This window comes from Qipengyuania gaetbuli, from assembly GCF_009827315.1.
GTDB lineage: Bacteria > Pseudomonadota > Alphaproteobacteria > Sphingomonadales > Sphingomonadaceae > Qipengyuania > Qipengyuania gaetbuli.
This window is the reverse complement of the sequence record NZ_WTYF01000003.1, coordinates 388,823-405,974: the sequence shown is the minus strand read 5'-3', so window position 1 is coordinate 405,974 and position 17,152 is coordinate 388,823. Positions and strand designations below refer to the sequence as shown.

At 63.8% G+C, this 17,152-nt stretch carries 23 protein-coding genes; 6 read left to right on the top strand and 17 right to left on the bottom strand.

Annotated features, from left to right (window positions below):
* Window positions 1-399, bottom strand: coding sequence for a Co2+/Mg2+ efflux protein ApaG (gene apaG, locus GRI42_RS02180; protein WP_160606534.1), 399 nt, complete (start codon window positions 397-399; stop codon window positions 1-3).
* A gap of 336 nt (window positions 400-735) precedes the next feature.
* Between apaG and GRI42_RS02175 the strand changes: the two genes are divergently transcribed.
* Genes GRI42_RS02175 through GRI42_RS02165 form a run of 3 tightly spaced genes read left to right on the top strand, consistent with a single transcriptional unit; the run spans window position 736 to window position 2,882 of the window.
* Window positions 736-2,001, top strand: a complete 1,266-nt coding sequence (locus tag GRI42_RS02175; RefSeq protein ID WP_160606438.1) for a TadE/TadG family type IV pilus assembly protein — start codon at window positions 736-738, stop codon at window positions 1,999-2,001.
* A gap of 3 nt (window positions 2,002-2,004) precedes the next feature.
* Window positions 2,005-2,484 (top strand): TadE/TadG family type IV pilus assembly protein, encoded by a 480-nt coding sequence (locus tag GRI42_RS02170; RefSeq protein ID WP_160606436.1) that lies wholly within the window; start codon window positions 2,005-2,007, stop codon window positions 2,482-2,484.
* On the top strand, window positions 2,481-2,882 hold the full coding sequence (locus tag GRI42_RS02165) for a TadE/TadG family type IV pilus assembly protein (RefSeq protein ID WP_160606434.1): 402 nt from the start codon (window positions 2,481-2,483) through the stop codon (window positions 2,880-2,882). Before GRI42_RS02170 ends, GRI42_RS02165 begins: the two co-directional genes overlap by 4 nt.
* Before the next feature lie 4 nt (window positions 2,883-2,886).
* Here GRI42_RS02165 and GRI42_RS02160 read toward each other — a convergent pair whose 3' ends face one another.
* From GRI42_RS02160 to GRI42_RS02145, 4 genes are read right to left on the bottom strand one after another with little or no spacing between them, the layout of a single operon-like run.
* Window positions 2,887-3,498, bottom strand: coding sequence for a 2-hydroxychromene-2-carboxylate isomerase (locus GRI42_RS02160; protein ID WP_160606432.1), 612 nt, complete (start codon window positions 3,496-3,498; stop codon window positions 2,887-2,889).
* A complete protein-coding gene (locus GRI42_RS02155) occupies window positions 3,498-4,229 on the bottom strand; it encodes an SDR family oxidoreductase (RefSeq protein WP_160606430.1) in 732 nt (243 codons plus the stop codon). Before GRI42_RS02155 ends, GRI42_RS02160 begins: the two co-directional genes overlap by 1 nt.
* Complete coding sequence (locus tag GRI42_RS02150; RefSeq protein ID WP_160606428.1) at window positions 4,226-5,431, bottom strand: trans-sulfuration enzyme family protein; 1,206 nt, start codon at window positions 5,429-5,431, stop codon at window positions 4,226-4,228. The genes GRI42_RS02155 and GRI42_RS02150 overlap by 4 nt, the downstream gene beginning before the upstream one ends.
* A gap of 40 nt (window positions 5,432-5,471) precedes the next feature.
* Window positions 5,472-6,011: a TetR/AcrR family transcriptional regulator gene (locus tag GRI42_RS02145; protein WP_234033762.1), complete on the bottom strand. Its 540-nt coding sequence runs from the start codon at window positions 6,009-6,011 to the stop codon at window positions 5,472-5,474.
* Between the two features lie 65 nt (window positions 6,012-6,076).
* Here GRI42_RS02145 and GRI42_RS02140 point away from each other — a divergent pair, with 65 nt between their 5' ends.
* Both GRI42_RS02140 and GRI42_RS02135 read left to right on the top strand, forming a co-directional pair.
* A complete protein-coding gene (locus tag GRI42_RS02140) occupies window positions 6,077-6,469 on the top strand; it encodes a hypothetical protein (protein ID WP_234033761.1) in 393 nt (130 codons plus the stop codon).
* A 43-nt stretch (window positions 6,470-6,512) separates the two neighbouring features.
* Window positions 6,513-7,784, top strand: coding sequence for a phospholipid carrier-dependent glycosyltransferase (locus GRI42_RS02135; protein ID WP_160606426.1), 1,272 nt, complete (start codon window positions 6,513-6,515; stop codon window positions 7,782-7,784).
* 4 nt (window positions 7,785-7,788) lie between these two features.
* On the opposite strand, the gene GRI42_RS02130 is transcribed toward GRI42_RS02135, so the two are convergent.
* The 7 genes from GRI42_RS02130 to GRI42_RS02100 all read right to left on the bottom strand — a co-directional run bounded on the left by GRI42_RS02130 (window position 7,789) and on the right by GRI42_RS02100 (window position 12,904).
* A complete protein-coding gene (locus GRI42_RS02130) occupies window positions 7,789-8,922 on the bottom strand; it encodes a glycosyltransferase family 2 protein (protein WP_199800386.1) in 1,134 nt (377 codons plus the stop codon).
* Window positions 8,923-8,954: 32 nt separating this feature from the next.
* Window positions 8,955-10,022, bottom strand: coding sequence for a 3-isopropylmalate dehydrogenase (gene leuB / locus GRI42_RS02125; RefSeq protein ID WP_160606422.1), 1,068 nt, complete (start codon window positions 10,020-10,022; stop codon window positions 8,955-8,957).
* Window positions 10,019-10,618 carry a DNA repair protein RecO gene (gene recO / locus GRI42_RS02120; RefSeq protein WP_160606420.1) on the bottom strand — a complete coding sequence of 200 codons (600 nt, stop codon included), beginning with the start codon at window positions 10,616-10,618 and terminating at the stop codon, window positions 10,019-10,021. The genes leuB and recO overlap by 4 nt, the downstream gene beginning before the upstream one ends.
* Window positions 10,619-10,620: 2 nt before the next feature.
* Window positions 10,621-10,878 (bottom strand): hypothetical protein, encoded by a 258-nt coding sequence (locus GRI42_RS02115; protein ID WP_160606418.1) that lies wholly within the window; start codon window positions 10,876-10,878, stop codon window positions 10,621-10,623.
* A gap of 70 nt (window positions 10,879-10,948) precedes the next feature.
* The gene (locus GRI42_RS02110; RefSeq protein ID WP_160606416.1) at window positions 10,949-11,194 is read right to left on the bottom strand and encodes an accessory factor UbiK family protein; all 246 of its coding nucleotides are present in this window, start codon (window positions 11,192-11,194) and stop codon (window positions 10,949-10,951) included.
* Window positions 11,195-11,225: 31 nt separating this feature from the next.
* Window positions 11,226-11,783, bottom strand: a complete 558-nt coding sequence (locus tag GRI42_RS02105; RefSeq protein WP_160606414.1) for a TspO/MBR family protein — start codon at window positions 11,781-11,783, stop codon at window positions 11,226-11,228.
* 95 nt (window positions 11,784-11,878) lie between these two features.
* Window positions 11,879-12,904: an NAD-dependent epimerase/dehydratase family protein gene (locus GRI42_RS02100; protein ID WP_160606412.1), complete on the bottom strand. Its 1,026-nt coding sequence runs from the start codon at window positions 12,902-12,904 to the stop codon at window positions 11,879-11,881.
* Window positions 12,905-12,963: 59 nt separating this feature from the next.
* On the opposite strand from GRI42_RS02100, the gene GRI42_RS02095 reads away from it, so the two are divergent.
* Window positions 12,964-14,085: an NAD(P)/FAD-dependent oxidoreductase gene (locus GRI42_RS02095; RefSeq protein WP_160606410.1), complete on the top strand. Its 1,122-nt coding sequence runs from the start codon at window positions 12,964-12,966 to the stop codon at window positions 14,083-14,085.
* A gap of 14 nt (window positions 14,086-14,099) precedes the next feature.
* Here GRI42_RS02095 and GRI42_RS02090 read toward each other — a convergent pair whose 3' ends face one another.
* From GRI42_RS02090 to GRI42_RS02070, 5 genes are all read right to left on the bottom strand, one after another.
* Window positions 14,100-14,345 (bottom strand): hypothetical protein, encoded by a 246-nt coding sequence (locus GRI42_RS02090; RefSeq protein WP_160606408.1) that lies wholly within the window; start codon window positions 14,343-14,345, stop codon window positions 14,100-14,102.
* Window positions 14,346-14,431: 86 nt separating this feature from the next.
* On the bottom strand, window positions 14,432-15,787 hold the full coding sequence (gorA, locus tag GRI42_RS02085) for a glutathione-disulfide reductase (protein ID WP_160606406.1): 1,356 nt from the start codon (window positions 15,785-15,787) through the stop codon (window positions 14,432-14,434).
* Between the two features lie 97 nt (window positions 15,788-15,884).
* Complete coding sequence (locus GRI42_RS02080; protein WP_160606404.1) at window positions 15,885-16,346, bottom strand: hypothetical protein; 462 nt, start codon at window positions 16,344-16,346, stop codon at window positions 15,885-15,887.
* A gap of 16 nt (window positions 16,347-16,362) precedes the next feature.
* Window positions 16,363-16,869, bottom strand: a complete 507-nt coding sequence (locus GRI42_RS02075) for a hypothetical protein (protein WP_160606403.1) — start codon at window positions 16,867-16,869, stop codon at window positions 16,363-16,365.
* Window positions 16,869-17,114, bottom strand: coding sequence for a helix-turn-helix transcriptional regulator (locus GRI42_RS02070; RefSeq protein WP_160606402.1), 246 nt, complete (start codon window positions 17,112-17,114; stop codon window positions 16,869-16,871). The genes GRI42_RS02075 and GRI42_RS02070 overlap by 1 nt, the downstream gene beginning before the upstream one ends.
* Window positions 17,115-17,152: the final 38 nt, after the last annotated feature.

Genomic DNA, 17,152 nt, shown 5'->3' with positions numbered 1-17,152 from the left:
TCAGCCGGCGGTCGCGGGTGCGGCCAGCGGGAAGAAGGGAATTCGCACCTCGAAAGGCGAGCCGTCCTCGCGCACGAAGGTGTAGAAACCTTCCATCGAGCCATAGGGTGTTTCCAGTGGACAACCCGACACATAATCGTGGCTGGCCCCGGGTGCGAGCAGTGGTTGTTCGCCCACGACCCCTTCGCCATCAACATGGGCGACCATGCCGCGCGCATCGGTGATGCGCCAATGACGGGTCTTGAGCTGAACCTTTTCGTGCGAACCGTTCTCGATGCGGATGTGATAGACCCAGAACCACTTGTCGGCATCGGGCTGCGACTGTTCGGGAAGGAAATTCACGGCAACTCGGACGGTAATCCCGTCGGTCGTGGCGGCGTGCTGAAAAAGCTCCTTGATCACATGTACCAAATTAGGAATTCGGCTGCGGACGACAAGGCCGGGAGGCTGCAGAAACCCCACTTATCCGCCGTTTTCAGCGAGAATGGTGCAGAATGCGGAGATAATGGCTGCGTGCCTCGCGTTCACGAATGCGTGCGGACTTGGCCGCAATGGGTTCCGCAAGCGCAGAAATTTGCAGGACGATGAACAGTTATTCGCGCCCCTGACTTGGCTCGCTGCGCGCAGATGAGCCGATGTCATGGTTAATATCGATTTACCGCGGTTTGCGACTTTCTCTTAGCCAGGGAGGGGTAGTTTCCATTCTCGGAGAAATTCAAGCCGAGGGGCAACGCAATGGGCAGGCGTATCGGAACATTTCTGCAGCGTCTGAAGAAGGACACGACCGGAAACCTGCTGCTTATGGCAGGGGCCGGGATCACTGCGCTCGTCGGGGCCGCGGGGATCAGCGTGGACACGGTCCAGTGGTATCTCTGGAAACGGCAGATGCAGCAGGCCGTCGATACCGGCGCCGTTGCCGGCGCGCTTGCCATGTCCTTCGGGCGCGACCACAACACGGCAGTCACCAGCGAGGTCGGACGCACCGCCAACACGGTCCACACGATCGAGCTGGTTTCCACGCCGCCGACCAGCGGCGCCTGGACGGGCGACAGCGGGGCGATCGAAGTCGTCGCGACCACCAGCCGCGCCCTGCCCTTCTCTTCCGTCTTCCTGTCGACCCCGCCCACCATACGCACCCGCGCCGTCGCCACCGCCGTCGCAATCGGCAATCCGTGCGTGCGCGCACTGGCAACCGATGGCACGGGCATCGACGTCTTCGGCGGCGCGCAAGTCAATCTGGGCTGCCCGGTTTCGTCCAATTCTCCGGGGGGCGTTTCGGTCGACCTCGGCGGTTCGAGCTTCCTCAATACCGACCTCGTCATGAGTGTCGGGGGGATCGACTACGGATCGGGCAACTTGCCGTCCAACGCCTCGCTCGTATCCTATGGCCTGCCAGTCGAGGATCCGCTGGCGAGCCGCAACCTGACCTGGTCGCCAACCTGTAACCTCAACAATGTCAACGTGACGCCCGGCCAGACCCGCACGCTCGATCCGTGCCGCTACAATAACGGGCTGCGTATCCAGGGCACCGTTTACCTGCGCCCCGGTGTCTACGTGATCGATGGCGGTTCGCTGACGATCAACTCGGGTGCAGAGGTTTTCATGGCTCCCGGCACGACCGGGGGGGTCACCTTTATCCTGACCGGGAACAACCCTACGCAGGTCGCGACCCTGTCGGTGAACGGCAGCGCGGAAATCGACATTCGCGCACCAACCATGGCGGAAGACCCGCTGTGGGGCGGGATCTTGTTCTACCAGGACCGCATCGCGTCGGACCTGAGCAACACGATCAACGGCGGTTCGGACATCAACCTGCACGGGGCGATCTATTTCCCGACCAACGACCTGATTTACAACGGGGATTCGTCGCAGACTGCGCAGTGCCTGCTGATCGTCACCCAGCGCGTGCGCTTCGGCGGGACGAACAACATCGACAACAATTGCGACCCTGACCTGACGACGATCAATTCGTCCGCCTTCACGATCAGGGTGGTGGAGTAGGCCATGCTGTATCACTTCCTCCGCAAGCTCTATCGCGACACTTCGGGTGTCGGCTTCGTCGAACTGGCGCTCGCCGCCCCGCTGCTCGCGCTGCTGTTCCTCGGCATGGTCGATTTGTCGGTGATCGTGGCAACGCGCATCGATCTCGAGCAGGCTGCGCAGCAGACTACCGACCTCGCCCTTGCCAAGCGGCCGACCTCCACCGACACGAGCTATCTCGTGGCCGAGGCCCGCAACGCCAGCAACCGCCCGACCAGCGACATCCGCGTGCAGCTGATCCTCGAATGCGACGGGACGCAAGGGTACAGCTTCAACAGCAACTGCTCGCCCGGACAGGTCCAGAAGCGCTTCGTGAGCGTCGCAATCGACCAACCCGTGTCGACCGGTTTCAACTGGCGCAACATGGGTGCCATGTTCAGCGGGACCACCGTTCCCTATTCGCCGACCACCGTGACCGGCGACAGCATCGTGAGGCTGCAATGACGCATCTTTTCAAGCGCCTGCGCCGCGACCGCGAAGGCTCCTTCGGAATCGAGTTCGCCATCGCGCTGCCCGTGCTGGTGGCGCTGATGATCGGCATCCTGAACTTCGGCCTGGTGCTCAACGCCAACGGGTCGATGCGCAATGCGATGGGAGAAGGACTGCGACTGGCCAAGGTCGATCCGGCAGCCACCGACGCAACCGTCATCGCGACCACGCGCGCTGCGCTGATCGGGGTCGATCCCAACGCCGTCCAGACGCTGACCTTCCGGCGCGGCACGGTGAACAATGCCGAGACAGGCACGATGACCATGACCGTGCAGCTACGCCCGATCATCCCCTTCGCGATGATCCCGCCGATTACACTGACGGAAACGAAGCAGATCTACCTGCCGAGCTGACGCCCTAGGGTTTGCCGCCGGTCAGGTATTCTTCGAGCTGGCCGAGCCGTTCCTTGCCGAACCACATCTCGGACCCGACGAAGAAAGTCGGGATGCCGAAGGCTCCGCGTTCGACGGCCTGCGAAGTGTTGTCCACCAGCCGCTGCTTAACCTCCGCGTCCTGCGTTGCGCCAAGCAGGCGCTGCGCATCGAAACCGCTTTCGGCCAGCACGCCGCCCACTGCCTCGACATCGGAGCAGTCGATGTTCTGCTCCCACACCGCCGGCTGGAACGCATCGACGAGCGCCTGCATCTCCTGCTGGTCTTTCGCCGCCACAAGGACGCGCTGCAGCAGGATCGAATTGAACGGCAGCGCCGGATGCATCCGGAATTTCGTCATCGCGTGGCGGTCGAGAAAGCGCTGGAATTCGAGCGCGGCATAGGGGACCTTCCCCTTCACGTTCGCGTCGCGCATCATCGGCGGCGCGTTCCCGGTCAGCTTGTGCATCCCGCCGAGGAAGACGGGTGTCACGAGCAATTCTGCGCCCGTGCGTGCCACGATATCCTTCAGCGGATACCAGGCGAGGTAGCCATTGGGCGCGGCCAGATCGAGAATGAATTCGACCGTCTTGCTCATCAGAATTGCTCCTTCCACGGGCGCAGGTCCAGCTCGTTCGTCCATGCGTTACGCGGCTGTTTCCAGAGCCGCACATATTCTTCCGCGATACTCGCCGGCACTAGCAGCCGGTCTTCCGCCAGCCTTTCCTCCCAATCGGGGTAGAGGCCGCGGATGAAATCGCCGTCCACCGCACCGTCGATCACGACATGGGCGACATGGATGCCCTCGGGGCCCAGTTCGCGCGCCATCGATTGCGCCAAGGCCCGCAGAGCATGTTTCGCCCCGGCAAATGCGGAAAACCCCGCCCCGCCGCGCAGGCTGGCGGTTGCGCCGGTAAACAGGATCGAACCCCGACCGCGGGGCACCATGCGCCTTGCCGCCTCCCTGCCTGCGAGGAAGCCGGCAAAGGCCGCCATTTCCCACACCTTGCGATAGACCTGCGCGGTCGTGTCGCGGATGCCGAAACGCACGTTCGCGCCGATGTTGAAAACGACCACTTCGAGCGGGCCGACTTCCCGCTCGATCCGTTCGAACAGGGCAATCGTGTCCTCCTCGTCGCGCGCATCGACCCCGAAAGCGATGGCGCTGCCCCCTTCGGCCTCGATTTCGGACACTAGCCCAGCAAGCTTGTCCTCGTGGCGCGGGCGGCGGGTAACGCAGGCAGTCAGGCCTTCGCGTGCAAAAGCCTTGGCGATGGCCCCGCCCAGCCCGTCGCCTGCACCGACGACAAGGGCGGCAGGCCTGCTCACAGCCCCGCAGCCCCCAGGGCGCGTTCGAGGTCTTCCTTGACGTCCTCCACGTCCTCGAGCCCGACGTTGATACGCAGCAGACCCTCTGTCACGCCCATCTCGTCGCGCGCTTCCTGCGTCATGCCCGCATGGGTCGTGCTGGCAGGGTGACACATGAGGCTGCGCGCATCGCCGATATTGTTCGAAATATCGACCAGTTCCAGCGCATCGAGAACACGGAACGCGGTCGCGCGGTCGCCGACATCGAAGGCGAAAATCGGGCCTGTCGCGGTCATCTGCCGTGTCGCCAGTTCATGACGCGGGTGGCTGGCTAGGCCGGGATGCAGCATCTTCGGCACCCGGCCCTCGATCGCCTTGCCCAGTGCAACCGCATTCTCGCTCTGCTTCATGGCACGCAGGCTCAGCGTCTCGAGGCCCTTCAGGACGACCCAGGCATTGAACGGCGCGATGTTCGGGCCGGTGTTGCGCTGGAACGGCAGCAGGACCTCGTCGATCCACTCCTGCGAAGCGCAGACCGCGCCCGCCAGGACCCTGCCCTGCCCGTCCATCAGCTTGGTGGCGGAATAGGCGACCACGTCGGCGCCGAAGTCCATCGGCCTTTGCAGCGCGCTGGTGGCAAAGGCATTGTCGACCACCGTCGTGATGCCGTGCGCCTTGGCGACAGCGCAGACATGGGCGAGGTCGACCACGTCGAGCGTCGGATTGGCCGGGGTCTCGAAAAAGAAGACCTTGGTGTTGGGACGAATGGCAGCTTCCCACGCATCATCATCGGCGCTGTCGACGACGGTGGTCTCGATACCGAAGCGGGGGAGGAGGTGGTCGAGCAGCCAGCGGCACGAGCCGAAGGCCGCGCGTGCACCCACGACATGGTCGCCTGCCGAAAGCTGGCACAGCAGCGCCGTGGTCATGGCCGACATGCCGCTCGCCTGCGCACGGCACGCTTCGGCACCTTCCATCAGCGCGATGCGCTCTTCCAGCATGGCGACGGTCGGGTTCTGGAGGCGCGAATAGGTCATGCCCTCCGCCTCGCCGGCAAAGCGATCGGCGACGGTCTGCGCGTTGTCGTAGGTATAGCCCGAGGTGAGGAACAGCGCCTCGCTGGTCTCGCCATGCTCGCTACGCCAGGTGCCCCCGCGCACGGCCTGCGTGGCTGGCCGCCACTTCGAAGTGATCGAGCGATCTGTACCGGTGGTCTTTTTCATCGCCTGCGGGATAGCACGCGCAAAGCGTGCCGCAAGCGGCTCAGCCTTCGAGGGCGGAAAGCCCCGCTTGGCCGATGGACCCGCGCCCGACCGCCCTGAGCATTTGGGCCCCCTCGATCACTGCCAGCACCGCGCGCGCGCCCTCGGCAGGATCGGGATCGCTTTCTGGCAAGTGGTCGACGACCCAATCGAGCAGCCGGTCCATTATCCTGCCAGCCGCGTCGAGATGGGCCCTGTCACCGGCCGCGCACCCTGCCACGATGTCCCACCAGACCCTGAAGAAGGGCGCGAACTCGGGCTGGCCGGTAATGTCGAACACCGTCTGCGCACAGGCACGCCGCGATACCGATCGCCGGGCTGGAAAGGCCGTATCGAGCGCCTGCGTGAACTGCAGCGCGAGGAAGTCGAGCAAGGCTTCGACCAGCCTTTCCTTGCTGCCGAAATGATAGATCAGCATCCGGTCGCTGGTGCCGGCCGACCTGGCGAGCGGCCGAAGCGACAAGCTTCCCAGCCCGTTCTGCATGACGTGGGCAGCCAGCGCAGGAAGCAGGGTTTCGCGCGACATACGGCCAGTCTTCATGCCCCACTTGTAGCGACTGCTACACAAGGCTACAAGTGTAGCGTCTGCTACATTCGAATCGGGGAATGCCTGTGTCCGCTTACGAAATCCTCGCCGCCGCCGGCCTCGTCTCAATAGTCATGGCGTTCGGCTACATCCTCGCAGGTTCTCCGAAGACCGGCAGCGCCACTCTGGCAGCCGCCCTTGCGGCAGGGTTCGCAGCCTTCACCGCAGTGACGATCGCGCGCGAGGGCGTGCTGCTGGTCTGGACCAATCACACGGAAAACCTGTGGGGCGTGCAGGTCTGGTGGGACCTGCTGTTCGCAGTCGGGATCGCGGTTTTCCTGATTGCACCTCGGGCACGTGCGGCAGGGATGAACCTAGTGCCATGGCTGCTGTTCGTCGCGGCAACTGCAAGTATCGGCCTGCTCGCCATGGCCGCACGCCTTTTCTGGCTGGAAGCGCGTACAGAAGCCTGATGCGGGTTGCAGCTCGCGCCGCCGCTGCCTAAGCCGCAGCGTGATGAGCCGCGCACCTGAGCAGCCCCGCGATCCGATTGCCTGGTGCGCCGCGCTTGCGGTCGGCTTCTGGCTGCTGGCGCTGTGGAACCTCGCGATCCCCAGCGCGCCCTATTTCGACGAGGTGCATTACCTCCCGGCAGCGCGCGAGCTGCTCGAACTGGGCAATTTCACCAATCGCGAACATCCCATGTTCGGCAAGGAGATGATTGCGCTCGGCATTGCGATCTTCGGCGACAACCCTTGGGGCTGGCGCCTGTTTTCCTCTCTCGCCGGCGCGCTGGCACTCTTCGCAATCATGCGGGCGGCATGGTTCGCAACGCTGAGCCGGTTTGCCGTTGTCGCCGCAGGTACGCTTGTCGCGACCGGCTTCCACCTGTTCATCCATTCGCGCATCGCCATGCTCGACATCTTCATGGTCTGCGCGATCGCGCTGGCATATTGGCAGCTGGCCGCCGCCATGCGCGAGCCGGAAACCGGCCGCCGCAGCCTTGCCCTGGCAGGGATCGCGCTGGGCCTCGCGATGGGCGCGAAATGGAATGCCGTGCCGCTCGCCATGGCGCCCGGTATCGCCTTCCTTGTACTGAGGTGGTTCGCGGGCCGCCGCCGCCTGTTCCTGTCGCGGCGCGGGATGCCAGTGCCCGGCATGACGCTGGTCGAGGCTTTCCTGTGGCTCGGCATACTGCCGCTGTTCGTTTACTGGCTGACGTTCTGGCCCGCCTATTCATTTCAGGTCGACGGAATAAACGAGGGCATCGCCGCGCATCACAGGCTCATGCTCGATCTCCAGACGCAGGTCCTTCAGAGCCATCCTTACGAATCCACCTGGCCCGAATGGATGCTCAACCTGCGGGCCATCTGGTATCTCTACGAAAACGTGGACGGTGCGCAGCGCGGCGTCTTGCTGGTCGGCAACCCCCTGACCATGCTGCTAGGCCTGCCGGCGCTGGTTTGGTGTGCGATGCGCGGCATTTCGCAGAAGTCGCCCGCACACGGTGCCATCGCTGTGCTCTATGCCGTCAGCCTTGGCCTGTGGCTGGTCGCGGAGAAATCGACCCAGTTCTATTACCACTACTTCCTGCCGAGTACTTTCCTGCTGATCGCCTTGGCACTCACGCTGGACGACCTTTGGCGGGCGGGCTGGAAAAAAGTTTCAGGCGCCGTGCTGGTGCTGAGCGCGCTGTTTTTCGGATTTTTCTACGAGATCCTCGCCGCAGAACCGCTGGCAGGACCCGACAGCTTCGCGACCTGGGCGTGGATCGACGGCTGGAAGTAATTGGTCAGAACCGGCCCCAGACGAAGCGGCTCGACAGAGCGTAATTCCATACCGAACCGATACCGATGCCGACCAATGCTGCTACCAGCTCGTGGAAACCGCGGTCGTGCAGTGTCGTTGCGACGGCCACGTTGGCAAAGGCGCCGATCGAGCAGGCCGCAATGAAGCTCGCCCAGCCCCAGAATATCCGGTTCGCGCTTTTCAGGCGGCGGTCGCGATAGGTCAGGAAATTGTTCAGCCAGAAATTGAAGGTCATCGCACCAAAGGTCGCGGCGGCCTGGCTCCAGCTGAAGTTCGTGCCTGCAACCAGCAGGAAAACGTAGAGAATGGCCATGTGGACCAGCACGCCCAGCGCGCCGACCGTGCCGAACAGCGCGAAGCGGGTCGGGATGATCCTGCCGAAGCTCTTGTCGTATAGGCCAGCGAGGAAATCCAGCGCGATGGCACGGTCGAGCTTGCTTTCGCCCGAGCGGCGCGCGGAGAAATTCATCGGGAAATCCTTCACCCTGAGCGGTGTTTTCGAGGTCGCCAGCAGGTCGAGCAATATCTTGAAGCCGATCCCGGAAAGGTTCGGCACGAGACGCCGGGCGATTTCGGTCGGCAGCAGGAAGAACCCGCTCATCGGATCGGACAACTCAACACCGGTGAGCCTGCGCGCAAGGCCGTTGGCGATGCTCGACAGCTTCTCGCGGTCGGGCCTGCCCCACTCCTCCATGCTTGCCCCTTCGGCAAAGCGGCTGGCGACAGCGACGTCCGCCTCGCCCGCCTTCACGCTGGCAAGCATCACGGCGAGCAGCTTGGGATCGTGCTGGTGGTCGGCGTCCATGACCGCGCAATAGGGGGCTGCGGTTGCGCAGAACCCCTCGATCGCGGCGCTGGACAAGCCGCGACGCCCGATCCGCTGGATGACCCGGACGCGCGGGTCGCGAAGCGCGATGCGCCGCGCCTCGTCGGCAGTACCGTCGGCGGAGTTGTCGTCGACGATGAGCACTTCCCAGCCCGCCGGACCGAGCGCCTCCTCGATCCTGACGACGAGCGGGGCGAGATTGTCACGCTCGTTGAGCGTCGGCAGGATGATGGCCAGTTCGAGCGGCCTTGCGGTCGCTGCGGTGCTTGCCGGCTGGGTTTGCGGATCCATGTCCATTGCATGGCCCGACTAGCGGGAAAATCTCAAGATATGCTTAGCAGGTTCCTAACCACGGCATCGCCGATTTCCCCGGTAGAGGCACTTCCGCCGAGGTCCGCGCCGCGGATTTCGCTCGCCAACGTCTTCGCGGCTGCCCGTTCGATGCGGTTCGCCTCTTCCTCGCGGCCGAGCGAATGGCGCAGCAGCATGGCGAGGCTGAGGATGGCCGCGATCGGATTGGCCTTGCCCTGCCCGGTAATGTCGGGCGCGCTGCCGTGGATCGGTTCGTAAAGGCCGAAGGTACCGAAGCCGGTCTGCCTTTCGCCGAGGCTGGCGCTCGCCAGCAGGCCGATCGAGCCGACGCAGGCACTCGCCTGGTCGGACAGGATGTCGCCGAACAGATTGCCGGTCAGGACCACGTCGAACTGGCCGGGGCTGCGCACCATCTGCATGGCGGCATTGTCGACATACATGTGGTCGAGCTCCACATCGGGATATTCGGCCGCGACCTTGATGACCGCCTCGCGCCAAATGCGGCTGGTTTCGAGGACATTGGCCTTGTCGACGCTGGTCAGTTTCTTGCGGCGCTTCTGCGCGGCCCGGAAACCGGTGTGGGCGATCCGCCGCACTTCCGCCTCGTTGTAGGACATGTCGTCCCACCCTTCGCGCCCCCCGGCACTATCGCGTTCGCCCTTCTTGCCGAAATAGACGTCGCCATTGAGTTCGCGCACGACCAGCAGGTCGATCCCCCGCGCCAGCTCCGGCTTGAGCGGGGAGAGATCTTCGAGGCCGGGAAAACCGGCAGCAGGACGCAGGTTCGCAAACAGCCTCAGCTCGCTGCGCAAGCCCAGGATCGCCTGTTCGGGCCGGTGTTCGCGCGGGAGGGTATCGCATTCGGGATCGCCGACCGCGCCAAACAGCACGGCATCGGCCGCGCGGGCCATTTCGAGCGTTTCTGCGGGTAGCGGATGGCCATGGCGCTTGTAGGCAATTCCGCCGACATCGCCTTCAAAAAGGACGAGACCCGGCAGGGACAGTGCATCAAGGACCTTCAGCGCCTCGCGCGTGACTTCGGGGCCGATGCCGTCTCCGGCCAATACCGCAATCTTCATGTTCCTATGCGTCCCAGCCGCTGCCTCAATACAGTCCTAGCGGCTAGAACGTCCGCCCGCGTGTCCGCAAGCAGGTAGCGGGCGATTTGGGCCTCGTTGCGGTCGAGAATTTCCAGAGCCGCGCCAAGCCCCGCTATCTCGGGTCGCTCGCCCCCATAGCCCAGTTCGCGCAGCAGGAGGATTTCGTAGCTCGCCAATGCAGGCGCCCAGCCGCGCGCCGATGGCGCGTTGCAGATCGCATCGAGCAATGCCGCCAGCGCGGCATAGAGGCTGGGATAGGGATTGCGTTCGGGGAGCGCACTTGCCGTCAGCGCGCATACCCAGGCGATGGCAGAGGCCGGCAGCGGTTCGCTGAGCCACGGCCCGCGGCTCTGCGCGAGTTCGAGCCGGGCAAAGGGCAACTGGCTATCCGACCGGGAACGGATTTCCGCTTCGACGAGATTGCCGGGAATGACCACAGGGCGCAGCTGCCTGCCCCTGCCCCCGGCGACATAGGCCGCCATGACCCCGCTTTCTTCGGTCAGCATCCGCGCAATGACCGCCGTCTCGCCATGCGGGCGCGCGGCAAGCAGGATCGCGGGGGCGGACAGGTACATGGCTAACCGTTAGGCGCGATCCCCGTGCGAGCCAATGCTTCGCGGGACGACTTGACGGCAAGGCTCTTCTTGCGGCCCATCGACCAGTTCTGCTGCATCCTGACTTCGGGATTGGGTGCACACCAGATCTCGCCGGTTTCGTTGATCGCGGTGACCCAGAGCAGATTGTGCTCCGGCCCGTAATCGATGACGGCGAGCGCATAGCTGTCCCCGCGACCGAGGACGTGCAAAGGAATGGGCGGATCGAGCTGGGTCAGCATGGCGTCACCTTTCAGGCAGGTGACGCACGCAACCGCGACCGGTTCCTAAGCTGACTTTTGTGTAGGAGGATCAGCCCTGCTTGGCTTCGAGTGCGGCAATGCGCTCGGCCAGCTTGTCGCATTCTTCGCGGGCCTTGCTTGCCATCGCCTTGACCGCGTCGAACTCCTCGCGGCTGACGAAATCCATCCCGCCGAAGGCTTCCTTGGCGCGTTCGCGCGCGCTTTCGCGGGCCTCACGCGTCATGCCGGCAAGCGTGCCGGCAGCGGAATTGGCGAGTTTGACGAAGTCGGCGATGAGCGGGTTCTGGCTTTGCATTGCGGCTATCTAGGCGCGAAGTGGTCGCGCTTCAATTCCCGATGCGCACGCGTTCGGACGTGCCGCCAGCAGGCAATCCGCCATCGGCATCCGGGTTCAGCTGCAAGAACTGCCAGTTGAGCGCGGTCGCGAAGAGCACCCATGCGAGATACGGCAGCAGCAGCATGGCCGCGAGCCGGCGGACTTTCCAGAACAGCGCGATAACGACCAGCAGCGTGATGTCGATCATGACCAGCACGACCAGCGCGGCGGTGATTTCCTTCATCCCGAAGAATACCGGGGTCCAGGTGAGGTTGAGCAGGAAATGGATCGCAAAGGCGAGGATAGCCATGCCGCGACCGCGCGCGCCCCAGGCGGCGCAAACCAGCGCAATCGAAAGGCCGATCATGACGTAAAGGATTGTCCAGACGATGCCGAAGGTCGCCGGGGGCGGATAGATGCCGGGCTTCACCAGGTTCTGGAACCACAGGCTGTTCGGGCCACCGAGCTGGCCAGCCAGGAAGCCCAGGAGGACGCACAGGGGCACGGTGAACAGTGCCCAGCGAATGAAACTTGCGCGAAGCTGGCCGCGCGAAGCCAATACGTTCATCGAAAACCCCCAGAGGCGATTCGTTTGATGCCCTTCTGGCTATCCGGCGGCGCGCTGGCAACCGGGCCGCGCCAACCATGCCGCAACGGGACGCTTCAAACCTTCACCACACCGTGTTCGATGAGGCTTTTCGCGCAATCGACGATGCTTTCCTCGGCCGGACGCGTTTCCCACCCCAGCCGGTTCTTCGCGTGGCTGGCATCGACGTGGCGCGACTTGCCGACCTCGCTCTTGATGGATTTGACGCCCGGATTGAACAACGAGAGCACCGAAACCATCCAGTTCGGCATCACCTTGGTCGGCACCTTGCGGGTGTGCGCGGCCGGCAGGCGTTCGCGCAGGATATCGGCGATCTCGATGATCTTGAGGAAACGCCCTGCGGCAAGGAAACGCTCGCCGCCCAGCCCCGGCTCTTCGAGGCAGCGGACGTGGAGATCGGCGACGTCGCGCGTGTCCACGACGGCAAACCCTAGGTCGGGTGCCATCGGCATGGCTCCTGCCAGCACTTGCCTCACCGCTTCGACCGAGGGCGAGAAATCCGCATCGTCCACGGGTCCCAGCACCATCGACGGATTGACCGACACGAACTCCATGTCCCCGCCCTGCTCCGCCACCCAGTCACGCGCCGCGCGTTCCGAAATCGTCTTCGATTTCACGTAGGGATAGACATCGGGATGGGTCACATCGGTCCAGTCGCTTTCGTCGACCGTGTATTCCTTCTCATTCCGGCCATATGCGACGGCGGCCATCGAACTGGTCTGGACGAAACGTATGACGCCCGCTTCCTTTGCGAAACGCAGGGCACGCAGCGTGCCTTCGCGGGCAGGCACGATCATCTCGTTCTCGTCCTTCGGCGTGGCGGCAGCGATCGGGGAGGCGACGTGGGCGACATGCGTGCAGCCGGCATTGGCCTCTGCCCAGCCGTCGTCGCTCATCAGCTCCGCCTCGAAAATCTTGAGCCGGTCCTCGCCCGGATTGCCCATCAGGGCACGCAACCGCGCTTCGCTCTTCGCCTTGCTGCGCACGGTGGCGTGAACCGTCCACCCCTTCGCCAGAAGCTGGCGGATGAGTTCGCCCGCGATATAGCCCGTGCCGCCGGTTACGAGTACTGTGCCTGGCATCACTATCCTCCCTTGCAGGCAGGCTAGGCCGCACGGTTGCAGGGGGCAACGGAGTTTCGATGCGCAAGGTCGATTATCTGGTCATCGGCGCGGGGATCGCGGGCATGTCCGCTGCCGCGCGCCTCGCCCGGCATGGGTCCGTCGTCGTGTGCGAGGCCGAGGATGCACCCGGCGTACACGCTTCGGGCCGAAGCGCGGCCTTTGCCCATTTCGACATGGACGCGCCGCTGGTCAGGGCCCTTACAGCGGCCAGTATCCCGCTTCTGGAGGAGCCGGCAGCCAAGCGGCACCCTGCGCTGTTCATTGCGCTCGAAGGGCAGGAAGGCGCGTTCGATCGCGTCGAAGCAGGCTACCGCAAATGGCAACCCGGCGTCAGGCGCCTGTCAGCCGATGAGGCGCGCGATCTGGTGCCTGTGCTTCGCGCCGGAGAAGGCGGGATCATCGGCGCCCTGCTCGACGATAAGGGACGCAAGCTCGATGCGCACGCGATGCTGGAGGGGCATCGGCATTCGCTGATCGCAGCCGGTAGCGAAGTCGCTACACGGGCGAGTGTCTCGGCGCTGCGCCATGACGGCTCCCACTGGATCGCCGATACCGCCGGACAGAGCTATGCCGCCAAGGTCATCGTCAATGCGGCGGGGGCCTGGGTTGACGAGATTGCCGGGCTGGCTGGCGTCGCGCCCATCGGCATAAGGCCGCTACGCCGCACTGTGATCACATTCGATGTACCGGCCGATCTTGACGTATCGCCCTGGCCCTTCACCAAGACTGTCGGTCCGGGCTTCTATATCGAGCCGGAGGGGCGCGGCCGCCTGCTCGCCTGCCCGATGGACGAACACTACAGCGAGCCCTGCGATGCGCAGCCGGAAGAAGAGGACGTCGCCCTCGCCGCTTGGCGGGTCGAAGAGGCCACGACGCTCACAATTACGCGCCTTGCCAGCAAATGGGCGGGCTTGCGCAGCTTCGCGCCCGACCGCTTGCCGGTGTGCGGTTTCGATCCGGCAGCAACCGGCTTCTTCTGGCTGGCGGGACAGGGCGGTTTCGGATTGCAGACCTCACCGGCCATGGCGCTGGCGGCGGAAGCGCTGGCGATTTCGGCACAATGGCCGGAAGAATTGTCCGGCGTCGGCGTTACGCGGGAGATGCTGGCGAGAGAGCGGCTGATACCGACGCGCGGGTGAGCGCTTTGCCGCGGCTATTCGCTGTCTTTCGCCCGCAGGTCGCGGCTCCCGAGGAACAGGATGAAGACCCACCACGCAACCACAAGCACGAGTACGACCAGTACGATCGGCCAGAAGTTGTCCTTCGCGTTATCGAAGACGCCGGCCTCACCCATGGCGAGGAAACCGTAGAAGATTGCCGGTCCGCCAAGAATGGCCGCGACCAGCATGACAGCGAGCACTAGCAGGCCGCGATCCCGCTTCTTTTCGCCCCTGTCCATCTTTGAATTCTCCGTGCAACCTCTTGACCTGGTTACTTATTACAGAATTACGGGGGGTGCGCAATTCGAAGCGGCGAATACCATTCTCAGCGCATCAGCACGAGCTCTTCCGCCATGGTCGGGTGGATGGCGGTGGTCGCATCGAAGTCGGCCTTCGTCAGCCCGGCCCTCACGGCAATCGCCGCAGCCTGCATCATTTCGGGTGCTTCGGGCGCGATCATGTGGATGCCGACGATGCGGCCGCTGTCGCCGTCGCAGATCATCTTCATGAGGCTGCGTTCGTTGCGGCCCGCGAGCACGTTCTTCATCGGGCGGAAGTCGGAGAGGTACACCTTGACCGAGCCGAGCGCGTTCTTCGCTTCACCCTCGGTCATGCCGACTGCAGCGATAGGCGGATGGCTGAAGACCGCGCTTGGAATGCAGGAATGGTCGACGGCGACCGGGTCGCCCTTGCCGAATACCGTCTGCGCGAATGCCTGACCTTCGCGAATGGCGACGGGGGTGAGCTGCACGCGGTCGGTCACGTCGCCGACAGCATAGATGTGATCGATATTCGTCTTGCTGAAGCGGTCGACCTTGATCTCGCCATTCTCGCCCATCTCGACCCCCGCCTTGTCGAGGCCGAGGCCCTCGGTGTTCGGCACGCGCCCGACAGCAAAGAGGACGAGGTCGGCCTTCTCCTCGTCGCTGTCGCTCAACTTCACGAAGTAGCCGCCGTCTTCGCAAGGCTTGATGTATTCGAACGTCGTGTTGAAGCGGAACTTGATGCCCTTCATCGTCGAGATCTGCAGCAAGCGGTCGCGCACCGCCTCGTCATAGCTGCGCAGCAGGCGGTCGCCGCGATTGACCACGTGAACGTCGCAGCCGAACTCGTTGAAGATGCCGGCGAATTCATTGGCGATGTAGCCTCCACCCGCGATGATGATCTTCTTCGGCAGTTCGTCGAGATGGAAGGCCTCGTTCGAGCTGATCGCGTGTTCGGCGCCCTCGCATTCGGGCACGCGCGGACGCGCACCGGTGGCGATAAGGATGTATTTCGCCGTGACTTTCCGCCCGCTCGCAAGCGTGATCTCGTGCGCGCCGGTGATCTCGGCCCGCTCCTTGAAGATCGTCACATCGTGGTTCTGAAGCGTGTCGGTATAGGCACCTTCCAGACGGTCCACATCGGCCAGCACGTTGTCGCGCAGCACCTTCCAGTCGAACTTCTTCTCGCCGATTTCCCAGCCGAAGCGGGCGCAATCCTCGAGGTCTTCGGCAAAGTGTGCGCCGTAGACGAGCATCTTCTTGGGCACGCAGCCGCGAATGACGCAGGTTCCGCCGACCCGGTGCTCTTCCGCTATGGCGACGCGAGCGCCGAGCGCGGACGAAACGCGGCTCGCCCTGACGCCGCCCGACCCCGCGCCGATGGTGAAGAGATCGTAGTCGTAGTCGGTATCGGCCATGCGGCGCTCCTGTCAGCGTGAGCGGGGGATATCGCCATGCGATCCGCTTTTGCCAAGGTTGGAGTTACACCGGCCGGGATTTCCTCGCCTTCAGGTCCTAGTCGTCGAAGTCGAGATCGGCTGCGTAAGCAGGCGTCTTGCGCGCCGCCGCAATGATTGCGCACTGGATGGTGGCACCGAGCATGAACATCCCGAACGCACCCCATTCGACCTTGCTGACAGGTCGCCACAGCGTGTCACCAGCCGAAAGAAAGAGGCTATAGCCGGCCAGGGTTAAAACCGGCACGATTCCGCCCGTGGCAATGGCGTAGTACCGCATTTGCCGGTCATGCTCGTCAAGCTGGCTGTCATTACCACTTCGCAGGGCAGACCGGGATGAAAGAACCAAGGTCATCAGCACTATGAATGTAGACATTACCGTCTGGTCGACCCATCCTGCAGCCGCTGCGTAAAGCGCGAGTGACGATAGCGCTAAAAGGAGCACCGCAAGTGCAATCTGGGTCGCAGGTGCCAGCATGCGCAACTGCTTGCGCCGGACTTCCTTCGGTTCGTAACTCATGCGATCCACCTCGTATTCAGTCGTTTTCGTCGAGATCGGCGGCGTAGGACGGCGTCAGCCATCCAGTCACGATGATGCCGATCTGGGTCATCAGGCCGAGCAGGAAGAAGGACAGTGCGACCCATTCGAAGGATTGGCGCGGATACCAGAGCCCGTCGTCGGCAAAGTTGCCGAGCAACAGCGACCACACCGCGACACCGACCAGCGGGACCATCGCGCCGAGGGCGTTGGACTTCCAGTAGATCGCCCGTTCCCGCTCATCGAGCGGGCCGGTGCCGCGCGCCTTGTAGTCGTTGAACAGCTTGATCGCGAGCGATCCCATGGCCGCCGAAAAGACGATGCCCTGCCCGACCTTCGCGCCCTGCACCGCCAGGTACATGCCCATGACGGTAAGCGACATGAATATCAGCGTGGCCACGATCGTCGTTTTCGGGCCGATCTTGCCCGTATGGACCTGCCGGCCGGTCACGCGCATCGCTGCGCGGTCGAGCCCTTCAGCAATCCTGCTGCCCTCGTAAGCCATTATTCGCGTCCCTTCGCCAATTGCTGCGACAGTGAGGGGAAAGGTTCGAACGAAAAGACCATCTCTACCGGAACGCCGAATTGTTCGGCGATCGAGAGCGCCAGTTCGAGGCTGGGCTTGTAATCGCCGCGCTCCAGGAAACCGATAGTCTGCGGGTTCACACCCACGGCATCGGCAAGGTCACGGCGGCTCAGCCCCGCATCGGCGCGGAACATGGCGATTCGATTGTGTATCACCCTCGACATGCGAGCCTGATACGCAAATCGTTATGTTAACGCAACAC

Excerpts from the sequence above, each read along its gene's own strand:
- GRI42_RS02175 (WP_160606438.1), top strand. The coding sequence starts at position 736 with ATGGGCAGGCGTATCGGAACATTTCTGCAGCGTCTGAAGAAGGACACG.
- GRI42_RS02170 (WP_160606436.1), top strand. The coding sequence starts at position 2,005 with ATGCTGTATCACTTCCTCCGCAAGCTCTATCGCGACACTTCGGGTGTC.
- GRI42_RS02165 (WP_160606434.1), top strand. The coding sequence starts at position 2,481 with ATGACGCATCTTTTCAAGCGCCTGCGCCGCGACCGCGAAGGCTCCTTC.
- GRI42_RS02160 (WP_160606432.1), bottom strand. The coding sequence starts at position 3,498 with ATGAGCAAGACGGTCGAATTCATTCTCGATCTGGCCGCGCCCAATGGC.
- GRI42_RS02150 (WP_160606428.1), bottom strand. The coding sequence starts at position 5,431 with ATGAAAAAGACCACCGGTACAGATCGCTCGATCACTTCGAAGTGGCGG.
- GRI42_RS02145 (WP_234033762.1), bottom strand. The coding sequence starts at position 6,011 with ATGAAGACTGGCCGTATGTCGCGCGAAACCCTGCTTCCTGCGCTGGCT.
- GRI42_RS02140 (WP_234033761.1), top strand. The coding sequence starts at position 6,077 with ATGCCTGTGTCCGCTTACGAAATCCTCGCCGCCGCCGGCCTCGTCTCA.
- GRI42_RS02135 (WP_160606426.1), top strand. The coding sequence starts at position 6,513 with ATGAGCCGCGCACCTGAGCAGCCCCGCGATCCGATTGCCTGGTGCGCC.
- GRI42_RS02130 (WP_199800386.1), bottom strand. The coding sequence starts at position 8,922 with ATGGATCCGCAAACCCAGCCGGCAAGCACCGCAGCGACCGCAAGGCCG.
- leuB (WP_160606422.1), bottom strand. The coding sequence starts at position 10,022 with ATGAAGATTGCGGTATTGGCCGGAGACGGCATCGGCCCCGAAGTCACG.
- recO (WP_160606420.1), bottom strand. The coding sequence starts at position 10,618 with ATGTACCTGTCCGCCCCCGCGATCCTGCTTGCCGCGCGCCCGCATGGC.
- GRI42_RS02115 (WP_160606418.1), bottom strand. The coding sequence starts at position 10,878 with ATGCTGACCCAGCTCGATCCGCCCATTCCTTTGCACGTCCTCGGTCGC.
- GRI42_RS02110 (WP_160606416.1), bottom strand. The coding sequence starts at position 11,194 with ATGCAAAGCCAGAACCCGCTCATCGCCGACTTCGTCAAACTCGCCAAT.
- GRI42_RS02105 (WP_160606414.1), bottom strand. The coding sequence starts at position 11,783 with ATGAACGTATTGGCTTCGCGCGGCCAGCTTCGCGCAAGTTTCATTCGC.
- GRI42_RS02100 (WP_160606412.1), bottom strand. The coding sequence starts at position 12,904 with ATGCCAGGCACAGTACTCGTAACCGGCGGCACGGGCTATATCGCGGGC.
- GRI42_RS02095 (WP_160606410.1), top strand. The coding sequence starts at position 12,964 with ATGCGCAAGGTCGATTATCTGGTCATCGGCGCGGGGATCGCGGGCATG.
- GRI42_RS02090 (WP_160606408.1), bottom strand. The coding sequence starts at position 14,345 with ATGGACAGGGGCGAAAAGAAGCGGGATCGCGGCCTGCTAGTGCTCGCT.
- gorA (WP_160606406.1), bottom strand. The coding sequence starts at position 15,787 with ATGGCCGATACCGACTACGACTACGATCTCTTCACCATCGGCGCGGGG.
- GRI42_RS02080 (WP_160606404.1), bottom strand. The coding sequence starts at position 16,346 with ATGAGTTACGAACCGAAGGAAGTCCGGCGCAAGCAGTTGCGCATGCTG.
- GRI42_RS02075 (WP_160606403.1), bottom strand. The coding sequence starts at position 16,869 with ATGGCTTACGAGGGCAGCAGGATTGCTGAAGGGCTCGACCGCGCAGCG.
- GRI42_RS02070 (WP_160606402.1), bottom strand. The coding sequence starts at position 17,114 with ATGTCGAGGGTGATACACAATCGAATCGCCATGTTCCGCGCCGATGCG.